Below are 6,454 nucleotides of genomic sequence, written 5' to 3' on the forward strand. Positions count from 1 at the left end.
AACATCAACGAAACAATTCAGTGATATTTGGCTGTCTGGTTTCTCTTCTATCTATTGAGATACTAAATAAAGGCTAATTTATGAATACGGTATGTACAGCTTGTATGGCGACCAACCGCCTACCGGAAGAACGTATTGATGACGGCGCTAAATGTGGGCGCTGTGGCCACTCTTTATTTGATGGCGAAGTGATTAACGCCACCGCCGAAACACTGGATAAACTGCTGCAAGATGACTTGCCGGTGGTCATCGACTTCTGGGCAACGTGGTGCGGCCCTTGCCGCAGCTTTGCGCCTATCTTTGAAGATGCAGCCACAGAGCGCGCCGGAAAAGTTCGCTTCGTCAAGATAGATACTGAGGCTGAACCCGAGCTCAGCGCCCGCTTCCGTATCCGCAGCATTCCGACTATTATGCTGTACCGAAACGGGAAAATGGTCGATATGCTAAGCGGCGCATTGCCAAAAGCTCCTTTTGATCATTGGTTAGATGAACAATTATCAGTAGAGCCGGTTGCCCGCTAAGGTAGTTTAACTCATTTATACCCGCCATACTTCAAGTTGCATGTGTTTTAGCTGCGCTCAAGTACCCGATAAAGCCCACGCCCTGACAGTTTTCTGTTAGGGCGTTGTTTTTTCTTTTGTGGTATGACTGAGTACAAGGGTTAATTAGAATAGCGCTATTTCTTCAGGAGTCCGTCGTGACTGAATCATCTGATATCGACCATGTTTTGCCTACGGTCATAACGACGGAAAATGCCGTACTGCGTTTACGCCAACAGCGTTTAGCCGCATCCACGCGCGCTTATCGTGCCCGTGGCTGTCGCGCCATTCGCTGCCAAGGCTGCTTGCTGACTGAGCGTTTTTGTCTGTGTGATACCATTAAGCCACAACCAGCCAACAGCCGCTTTTGCCTTATCATGTTTGATACCGAACCTCTAAAACCCAGTAATACTGGCCGCCTGATTGCTGATATTCTGCCGGATACCCAAGCCTTTCTCTGGGCGCGCACAGAAGTTGAACCTGCGCTACTCACCGCTATTCGCGATCCTTCTCGCCAGCCTTATGTGGTATTCCCGGAAAAATACGCCGAACCCGAACGCCAAGTACTCAATCAATTACCCATTAGCAATAAACCTCCGTTATTTATTCTACTGGATGGTACCTGGAACGAAGCTAAAAAAATGTTCCGCAAAAGCCCCTATCTGGCCGGTCTACCGATGCTATCGCTCAATGTGGCGGGTACTTCAGATTATCTGCTACGCGAAGCACCACGGCCGGAACAACATTGCACCGTAGAGATTGCCGCCGCTCTGCTGCAACAAGCTGGCGATATTCAGGCAGCCGATGGGTTAACTGCGCATTTTCATTATTTTCGTCAGCAATATTTAGCCGGAAAACCTCATCATCCAGTGGGCCGAGTCACAGCAAGTATCGAAGAAATCGCATAAAATCAGATAAGCAGCCGTTGACTTCTCCCCAATAGATTTCGGGTACAGAAAGGCGACATGAGCTGGCATCAGTCAGTGATTTGGGAACAAATCTGTCGGGAGCAGATTTGAACGCTGCTTGCTGCGGCCTCAACGAGGCGAGGCTCATGGATGGGCCGAGTAACCGAACGCAGCCAACACACCTGCAATTTGAAAGATGACGGGGATAAATTATGAGTCAACGTGGACTAGAAGCCCTACTACGCCCGAAGTCTATTGCGGTTATTGGCGCGTCCGAAAAGCCTGAGCGCGCCGGTTTCCTGATGATGCGCAATTTGCTGGATGGTGGCTTTAACGGCCCTATTCTCCCCGTCACCCCTTCTCATAAAGCAGTTTGCGGTGTACTGGCTTACGCCAATATCGCCAGCCTGCCCATCACGCCTGATTTAGCCATTTTGTGCACCCATGACCGCCGTAATCTATCACTGTTGGAAGATTTGGGTACCCGTGGCTGTAAGGCGGTGATTATCCTGTCTGCGGCAACGGAGCAATTTCCGGAACTAAAAGCCTGCGCGCAACGCCACCACATGCGTTTGCTTGGCCCAAACAGCCTGGGTTTGCTGGCTCCATGGCAAGGGCTAAATGCCAGTTTCTCGCCAGTACCTATCAAGAAAGGGCGTCTGGCGTTTATCTCTCAATCCGCCGCTGTAGCTAACACCGTCCTCGATTGGGCACAGCAGCGGGAGGTGGGTTTCTCATATTTTATTGCACTGGGCGATAGCCTCGATATTGATGTCGATGACTTGCTCGACTTCCTTGCCCGAGACGGTAAAACCAGCGCTATCATGTTGTATATCGAGCATATTAGCGATGCGCGTCGCTTCTTATCGGCTTCACGCAGTGCTTCGCGCAATAAACCTGTTTTAGTTGTTAAAAGTGGCCGCAGCCAGCGCGCCCAGCAGTTACTGGGGGGACAGCAAGGGCTGGATGCCGCCTATGATGCGGCAATTCAACGAGCTGGCCTGTTGCGGGTGCAGGATACTCACGAACTCTTTTCGGCGGTCGAAACACTGAGCCATATGCACCCATTGCGCGGAGAACGGTTATTGATTGTCAGCAATGGTGCGGCACCCGCAGCGATGGCACTCGATGAACTGATTAGCCGTAACGGTAAGCTGGCAATACTCGCGGATACCACTCAATCCGCCCTGAGCGCAGCGTTACCGTCTTTTGTCTCCTTACGTAACCCAATAGACCTGCGGGATGATGCCAACTCTGAGCGCTATCTGGCGGCGCTAAAACCCCTACTGGACAGTACCGACTATGATGCCTTGCTGCTAATACATTCACCCAGTGCAGCAGCTCCAGGCAGTAAAACTGCTGAGTTATTGATATCGGCTATTCGCCAGCATCCGCGTGGCAAACGTATCACCCTGCTCACTAACTGGTGCGGTGAATATTCATCACAAGATGCCCGCCGTTTGTTCACTGAGGCCGGTATCCCAACCTATCGCACCCCGGAAGGGGCTATCACTGCATTTATGCATATGGTGGAATACCGCCGCAACCAAAAACAGTTGAAGGAAACGCCATCGCTGCCTGTGGGCCTTACCGCGAATACCGCCCATGTACATCAGTTGATCCGTCAGGCACTGGCTGAAGGCATTACTCAACTCGACACCCATGAAGTACAACCGATCCTCGAAGCTTATGGCCTCAGCACGCTACCAACCTGGATTGCCAGTGATAGCGCGGAAGCCGTGCATATCGCCGAGCAGCTAGGTTACCCGGTAGCAATCAAACTGCGCTCACCCGATATTGTGCATAAATCAGAAGTTCAGGGGGTAATGTTATACCTGCGTACCGCAATGGAAGTGCAACGGGCAGCGGATGACATTCTCGACCGCGTGAAACGTACTTTCCCCCAAGCCCGAGTTCAGGGGCTGCTGGTGCAAAGTATGGCCAACCGGGCGGGAGCACAGGAACTGCGGATTGCAGTAGAACAAGATGCGATTTTCGGCCCACTGATTATGCTGGGTGAAGGTGGCGTCGAGTGGCATCATGAGACACAAGCGGCGGTCGCGCTACCGCCGCTGAACATGGCGTTAGCCCGCTATCTGATCTTACAAGCAGTCAAAGGTGGTAAAATTCGCAGTCGCGGGGCGCTGCAACCTCTCGATATCCCAGGCCTTAGCCACTTATTGGTACAAGTTTCCAACCTGATTCTTGATTGCCCTGAAATTACCCGTTTAGATATTCATCCAGTGCTTGCGTCTGGCAGTGAGTTCACGCTACTGGATGTGTCAATGCAGCTAGCCCCGGTGATTGGCGACCCGCAGGCACGGCTGGCAATTCGCCCCTATCCGCATGAGCTGGAACAGGCTGTGGTACTTAAAGATGGCTCTCATTGTTTATTCCGCCCCATCTTGCCGGAAGATGAACCACTACTAAAACTGTTTATTGATCAAGTCACTAAAGAAGATCTCTACTATCGCTATTTCAGTGAAATCAGCGAATTCAGCCATGATGATTTGGCGAATATGACGCAGATTGACTATGATCGGGAGATGGCCTTCGTTGCTGTGCGCCAAACTTCAGCAGGGCCGGAAATCATTGGTGTCACACGGGCACTCTCTGATCCAGATAATATCGATGCTGAATTTGCTGTGTTGGTGCGTTCAGATCTAAAAGGACTTGGCCTGGGGCGGGAATTACTTGAGAAAATGATCCAATACACTCGCAGCCACGGGTTAGCCCGACTAACCGCGGTCACTATGCCAAACAACCAAGGCATGATTGGTTTGGCGAGAAAACTCGGTTTTAGTATTGATATACAAATGGAGGATGGAATCGTTAATCTGGAGCTAACACTGTAATTTACGTTACATGAATCACCGTGATATCGCCCACGTAGCGAAGTGATTCGGTTATAGCCAGGCAAAACTTGCGCACAATCCGGAAAAGTAGTGGTATTATCGCCCGACTCAATGGATTAGTGTTTTTAGGATATGGCGGTTCTGCCATCAAATAACAAGAGAAGAAGCGCACTGTGATGTTGTCAAAATTCAAACGTAGTAAACATCAACAACACCTTGCCCAACTGCCCAAACTCCCCCAGTCAGTTGAAGATGTCCAAACACTTTATTGTCCTAAGGTTTTCCGCTCTACTCTGCTGGATTTAATCGGTTTGGCAACGCAACGTATTTATCTGGTGGCGCTTTATCTTGAGCAGGATGATGCAGGTCGTGATGTGATGAACGCCCTCTATCAGGCCAAGCTCCTGCGCCCTGATCTAGAGATTTGCGTGTTGGTAGACTGGCACCGCGCTCAACGTGGCCGTATTGGCGCAGCGGCGGTCAATACCAATGCAGATTGGTATTGCGAGATGGCGGCCAAACATCCAAATGTTTGCGTCCCTATTTATGGCGTTCCGGTCAATACCCGCGAAGCGCTTGGCGTTTTGCATCTGAAAGGTTTTATCATTGATGATACCGTGATTTATAGCGGAGCCAGTATCAATGACGTCTATCTCTATCAAAATGATAAATATCGTTATGATCGCTATCAGCTAATCACCAACCCTGCGCTGACAGCCGTTATGGTCGATTACGTGAAACAGCGAGTACTCAGTGCTGGAGCGGTTCAACGCCTTGATCGTGTAGATCGACCAACCAATCCTGAGATCAAAAATGAGACGCGGCAGTTCCGCTCATCACTGCGTGATATTGGCTATCAATTTTCGGCGCAAGCTGGCAACGATGAATTGACGGTGACGCCATTGGTCGGCTTAGGCAAAAAGAGTCAGTTGAACAAAACAATCCATCACTTGATGGCCTCTGCGGATGAACGGCTGATTATTTGTACGCCATATTTTAACCTGCCAGCACTGCTGGTTCGTAATATCATTTATCTGCTGCGCGAAGGTAAACAGGTTGAGATTATTGTCGGCGACAAAACTGCGAACGACTTTTATATTCCAGAAGATCAACCGTTTAAAATTATTGGCGCACTGCCTTACCTCTATGAAATCAATCTACGTCGTTTCCTTAGTCGCTTACAGCGTTTTGTCGATAGCGGGCAATTAGTGGTGCGTCTGTGGAAAGATGGTGATAATACCTACCATCTGAAAGGAATGTGGGTAGATAACAATTGGCAATTGATTACCGGTAATAACCTGAACCCACGAGCATGGCGTTTAGATCTGGAAAATGCCATTTTGATCCACGATCCTAAGCATGAGATGCATGAGCAGCGCGCTAAAGAGCTGGAGTGTATCCGTACTCATACTAAAGTTGTTTCACATTACCTTGAGCTGGAAAATATTCAGCAATATCCAGTCAAGGTTCGCAAATTGATCCGTCGTTTGCGCAGAATTCGTATCGATCGGCTTATTAGCCGTATTCTTTAATATCTAAAACATAAAAACCCGCTCTATAGAGCGGGTTTTTGTATCAAGCCAAAGGAGAGGCTGCATGTGGTGCTCACCTTATCTTCGCCTTTTAATTATTGCCCCGCTACTTTTCACCAGTTCAGCATGTACCCATATGGCCAATGACAGTTGGACGGGGAAAGATAAAGCCCAACATTTCTTTGCCTCCGCAGCTTTTGCCGCTGCGGGCACCGCCTATGGCGAACACCAGAATTGGTCAGATGCAAGAAGCCGCAATTTCGGTCTGCTATTTTCGATAGGTATCGGCGCAGGTAAGGAGCTATATGATAGCCGCCAAGGTGGTACTGGTTGGAGTTGGAAAGATTTTGCCTGGGATGTTGCAGGTGCGGTGACTGGCTATAGCCTTTACCAAGCAGTTAACTAACGTGACTTCAGCACTAAATCAAACTAAGACGTCATATCGTTAGTAGCGTATTTAAACCTCACTGAGTGGATAGAAAGGAATAACAAGAACGATAAAACCCGCCCCCAAGAGTTACCTTTAATTTATCTCTCAGTACATAATTCTATAAGCAAAAACCAACACTTGTAATGTTTTTTATATTTCGCACACAGCAAAAACCCCACGCTTTTGGCAT

General features: G+C 49.2%; 5 protein-coding genes. All 5 read left to right on the plus strand.

Annotated elements, in window-relative coordinates:
• The first annotated feature begins 80 nt into the window (after positions 1-80).
• The 5 genes from trxC to YALDO0001_RS14050 all read left to right on the plus strand — a co-directional run bounded on the left by trxC (position 81) and on the right by YALDO0001_RS14050 (position 6,240).
• On the plus strand, positions 81-521 hold the full coding sequence (gene trxC, locus YALDO0001_RS14030) for a thioredoxin TrxC (RefSeq protein WP_042546705.1): 441 nt from the start codon (positions 81-83) through the stop codon (positions 519-521).
• A gap of 176 nt (positions 522-697) precedes the next feature.
• Positions 698-1,447, plus strand: a complete 750-nt coding sequence (locus YALDO0001_RS14035; protein WP_004704062.1) for a tRNA-uridine aminocarboxypropyltransferase — start codon at positions 698-700, stop codon at positions 1,445-1,447.
• 212 nt (positions 1,448-1,659) lie between these two features.
• Positions 1,660-4,302, plus strand: coding sequence for a bifunctional acetate--CoA ligase family protein/GNAT family N-acetyltransferase (locus YALDO0001_RS14040; RefSeq protein WP_004704063.1), 2,643 nt, complete (start codon positions 1,660-1,662; stop codon positions 4,300-4,302).
• A gap of 179 nt (positions 4,303-4,481) precedes the next feature.
• The gene (gene pssA / locus YALDO0001_RS14045) at positions 4,482-5,834 is read left to right on the plus strand and encodes a CDP-diacylglycerol--serine O-phosphatidyltransferase (RefSeq protein ID WP_390169637.1); all 1,353 of its coding nucleotides are present in this window, start codon (positions 4,482-4,484) and stop codon (positions 5,832-5,834) included.
• Between the two features lie 64 nt (positions 5,835-5,898).
• Entirely contained in the window at positions 5,899-6,240 is a 342-nt protein-coding gene (locus YALDO0001_RS14050) for a YfiM family lipoprotein (RefSeq protein ID WP_042840103.1), read from the plus strand.
• Positions 6,241-6,454: the final 214 nt, after the last annotated feature.

Source organism: Yersinia aldovae ATCC 35236 (genome assembly GCF_000173735.1).
GTDB classification, from domain to species: Bacteria; Pseudomonadota; Gammaproteobacteria; order Enterobacterales; family Enterobacteriaceae; genus Yersinia; species Yersinia aldovae.

What these genes read in the sequence shown, in the direction of transcription:
- trxC (WP_042546705.1), top strand. Translation starts at nt 81, where the DNA reads ATGAATACGGTATGTACAGCTTGTATGGCGACCAACCGCCTACCGGAA.
- YALDO0001_RS14040 (WP_004704063.1), top strand. Translation starts at nt 1,660, where the DNA reads ATGAGTCAACGTGGACTAGAAGCCCTACTACGCCCGAAGTCTATTGCG.
- YALDO0001_RS14050 (WP_042840103.1), top strand. Translation starts at nt 5,899, where the DNA reads ATGTGGTGCTCACCTTATCTTCGCCTTTTAATTATTGCCCCGCTACTT.